We start from the raw sequence: 2,643 nt of genomic DNA, 5'->3' as shown, positions 1-2,643 counted from the left end.
ACCAGTGGGAGCAGCTCACCGACGGCGAAGCCGCCCGCGCGCTCGCGCCGGCGCTGGTCGTCCTCCGCCGCCGCGTTCCGGGCCGCCGGCGGGGCGCTCTGCAGGCCGTGCAGCGGCGTCTGGAGCGCTGGCACAGCGCGCCACCGGTCGGCTGACCGCGAGTCCTAGATCTCGTCCCGGGCGAGGGACAGCAGGCGGTCGAGGACGCGGGTGCCGCCCGCGCGGACACCGTCGTGCTCGAACTCGTCCGTGACCCAGGTGCGCAGCCCGCGGATCGTACGGGCGGTGGCGAGTGAGTGGGCCGTGTCGACGTACATGTCGTCGTGGTAGACGGCCGCGGCGACCGGCACGGTGTTGGCGGCGAGGCGGGACGCGTCGTACAGGGCGGGCCAGTCGGTGCGGGCGGCGAGGAGTTCGGCGGTGTCGCGGAGCGGGCGCAGCGCCGGGTCCGTGTCGAAGTGCCAGGGGTGGATGGTCTCGCCGGTGAAGAGCAGCGGGGCGTCGCCGGCGAGGGCGGCCGCGGGGTCGAAGTCGGGGAACTCCTTGCGTACGCGTTCGGCCGCCCAGTCGGTGGGGCCGTCCCCCTGGGCGTAGATGGCCTCGTGGAGGACGGCGTACAGGGGGCGGGTCGCGAAGGAGAGACAGGACTGCGCGGACTCCTGGAAGGTGTCCGACAGGGCGGGCCCCGCGGGGGTCCGTACGAAGGCGTTCTCCAGGAGGTAGTGCAGCTGGTGGCTGCCGTCGCCGCCGCCGAGGAGGATGCCGAGCGACTGGAACGCCTCCGGTGTGAGGACGTGGCCGTTCGGGAGGACCGTGCGGTGCGCGGCGAGGTGCTCCGCGATGCGGCGGGCGCGTTCCACGTCCTGCGGGTAACGGGCGTAGTGGGCCTCGTTCTTGCGGCGGACGCGCGGGTACGCGGCGCGGTAGACGTCGTCGGCGGTGGCGTCGAGCGAGGGCAGGCCGCCGGTGATGAGGACGGTGTCGAGACCCTCCGGTGCCGTCGACAGGTAGTGGGTCGCGCAGCAGCCGCCGAAGCTCTGGCCGAGCACGGTCCAGGGGGCGCCGCCGGTGAGGCGTGGCCGGATCAGTTCGCAGTCGCGCACGATCGAGTCGGCCCGGAAGTGGGCGAGGTAGGCGGCCTGTTCGCGCGGGCCGCCGCGCAGCGGGAGCGTCTGGCGGTCGGCGGGCGTGGAGCGGCCGGTGCCGCGCTGGTCGAGGAGGAGGACCCTGTACTCCTGGACGGCGCGGGCCAGCCAGCCCTGCGCGCCCGTGAAGCGCCGTACGGAGCAGCCGGGGCCGCCCTCCAGGTACACGAGCCAGGGGAGGTCCGCGCCTGTGCGGGCCGCCGCGGTGGACACGACTTCGCGTCCGTACAGCTCGATGCGCTCGCCCGCCGGGTCGTCGTGGTCGAGGGGAACGGTGAAGTGGTGGTCGGTGAGGACGACACCGGGCTGGTGGTAGCTGGTCACGGCTGCTGGCTCCTCCTGTCGCGTGCGGGCTCCCGCCCGCACAGTGGACCATACGGGCGGGAGCCGGGAGGGGGGTGGGGCCAGGGCCTGGTCGGAAGGCGTTCCGGGGCGCGATGGCAAGGTCCATGCCAAAGGCGGCGCACCGAGACGTACGGTGGCCTGGTCCGGTCATGACGATCAAGGAGGCGGCCGCATGGCCCTGTTCGACCTGCCGCTGGACGAGCTGCGCACGTACCGGAGTTCGTCCGTGGAACCCGAGGACTTCGACGCGTTCTGGGCGAAGACCCTCGACGAGAGCCGCGCGCATCCGCTCGACGCCCGCTTCGAACCGGTCGCCGCCACCGGGCTCTCGACGGTGGAGGTGTACGACGTGACGTTCGCGGGCTTCGGCGGCCACCCGGTGAAGGGCTGGTTCGTCGTGCCGGCCGGTGCGACGGAACCGCTGCCGCTGGTCGTGGAGTTCGTGGGGTACGGCGGCGGGCGCGGCCTGCCGCACACGCATCTGCTCTGGGCGTCGGCCGGGTTCGCCCACTTCGCGATGGACACGCGCGGCCAGGGCGGCACCTGGGCCGGCGGGGACACCGCTGACCCGGTGAGCAGCGCCCCCTCGGTGCCCGGGTTCATGACGCGCGGCATCGAGGACCCGGAGACGTACTACTACCGCCGGGTGTTCACCGACGCCGTACGGGCGGTGGAGGCCGCCCGCTCCCACCCGCTGGCCGATGCCGCGCGCACGGCGGTGCTGGGCGCGAGCCAGGGCGGCGGCATCACCCTGGCGGCGGCCGGTCTCGTGCCGGGCCTGGTGGCGGCGGCGCCGGACGTGCCGTTCCTGTGCGACTTCCCGCGCGCGACGACGCTGACGGACCGGCAGCCGTACCGGGAGATCGGCGACTACCTGAAGACGCACCGCGGGAAGGCCGGTCAGGTCGCCCGCACCCTCGCCTACTTCGACGGCGTGCACTTCGCGGCGCGCGCGACGGCGCCCGCGCTGTTCTCGGCCGCGCTGGAGGACCTGACGTGCCCGCCGTCGACGGTGTTCGCGGCGTTCAACGCGTACGGGACGGCGGACAAGGAGATCGAGGTGTACGCGTTCAACGACCACGAGGGCGGCGAGGCGTACCAGCAGGCGGCGCAACTGCGCTGGCTGCCGGGGAAGCTGGCGGGCTGATCTGCC

At 73.9% G+C, this 2,643-nt stretch carries 2 protein-coding genes; one reads left to right on the top strand and one right to left on the bottom strand.

Features of this window, described 5'->3' with window-relative positions; translation table 11 throughout:
• Window positions 1-164 precede the first annotated feature (164 nt).
• Window positions 165-1,469: an alpha/beta fold hydrolase gene (locus HTZ82_RS00785; protein ID WP_175407282.1), complete on the bottom strand. Its 1,305-nt coding sequence runs from the start codon at window positions 1,467-1,469 to the stop codon at window positions 165-167.
• A gap of 193 nt (window positions 1,470-1,662) precedes the next feature.
• Between HTZ82_RS00785 and HTZ82_RS00780 the strand changes: the two genes are divergently transcribed.
• Window positions 1,663-2,637 carry an acetylxylan esterase gene (locus HTZ82_RS00780; protein ID WP_175407281.1) on the top strand — a complete coding sequence of 325 codons (975 nt, stop codon included), beginning with the start codon at window positions 1,663-1,665 and terminating at the stop codon, window positions 2,635-2,637.
• Window positions 2,638-2,643: the final 6 nt, after the last annotated feature.

This window comes from Streptomyces sp. TRM64462, assembly GCF_013362995.1.
In the GTDB taxonomy this organism is placed as follows: domain Bacteria; phylum Actinomycetota; class Actinomycetes; order Streptomycetales; family Streptomycetaceae; genus Streptomyces.
Note: the sequence above shows the minus strand (reverse complement) of the source record. Positions and strands in the feature narration are given on the sequence as shown.

Coding starts and splice junctions, on each gene's coding strand:
- HTZ82_RS00780 (WP_175407281.1), top strand. CDS start 1,663: ATGGCCCTGTTCGACCTGCCGCTGGACGAGCTGCGCACGTACCGGAGT.